We start from the raw sequence: 977 nt of genomic DNA on the forward strand, positions 1-977 counted from the left end.
AAAGCAAACTATGATGCTGTGCCATCGCCAGTGATTCCAGGTTACACTGTAGATGTGGCGACAGTTCCATCAGAAGCAGTTACCCAAGAGAATATTGTCAAGGATGTGCATTATACTGCTCAAAACCAAAAGGTTACTTACACAGTTGTAGATGAGACAACTGGTCAGACACTGGAACATCAAGTTGAATTGACCACCGGTGATTCAGGTGCAGCTCTTCCAGTAGCAGCACACACGAAATACGACACCGTAGTTGCAGGCTACTTGGCACAAGGTTATGAAGTGGCTTCTCAGGACGCTCTGCCAAGTCAATTCGACACCGACAGCAGTGTGGATCAAAACGTAGTTATTCGCTTGAAACACGGCACAACGGATAGCCAAGAAAGCAAGTCTGTGAACCTGACCGTTCGTTACCATGGTGCAGGCAGCCAAACCCCAGCTGATCAAGTACAAACAGCGACTTGGACTCGTACCGTGACGACAGACAAGGTGACTGGCAATCCAGTTTCTGCCACAGCTTGGACAAGCGACAAAACCAACTATGACGCTGTGCCGTCACCAGTGATTCCAGGCTACAGCGTAGACATTGCGACTGTTCCGTCAGAAGCAGTTACCCAAGAGAATATTGTCAAGGACGTGCATTACAGCGCAGTGCCGACAACTCCAGAGGTTCCTGATACTCCAGTTAAGCCAGAGCCTCCAGTGACACCGATCACTCCAACACAACCAAAAGCGCAAACGACTCCAGCACCAGTTCTTCCACGTACAGGTGAGGATACTGAGAATGCGAAAGTTATGACAGCAGCAGGAATAGGAGCGCTATTGACGCTGATTGGTATTGGAACTCGCCGTAAAAAAGAAGATTGAGATCTCTAATTCATTCTTTTTGGCTAATAGGTGATAAATTCGGCTCTTTTCTACCATTTGTCAAGTCTATCAAGGCTTTAAGTAAAAAAAGAGATAAGACAGTAGCTATT

At 46.8% G+C, this 977-nt stretch carries 1 protein-coding gene; it reads left to right on the forward strand.

Annotation, left to right across the window (positions count from 1 at the left end; all coding sequences use genetic code 11):
- The coding region (locus FXF62_RS10695) for a mucin-binding protein (RefSeq protein WP_149518718.1) at positions 1–867 on the forward strand (867 nt) is incomplete at its 5' end.
- Positions 868–977 lie beyond the last annotated feature (110 nt).

Source organism: Streptococcus cristatus (assembly GCF_008369405.1).
In the GTDB taxonomy this organism is placed as follows: domain Bacteria; phylum Bacillota; class Bacilli; order Lactobacillales; family Streptococcaceae; genus Streptococcus; species Streptococcus cristatus_G.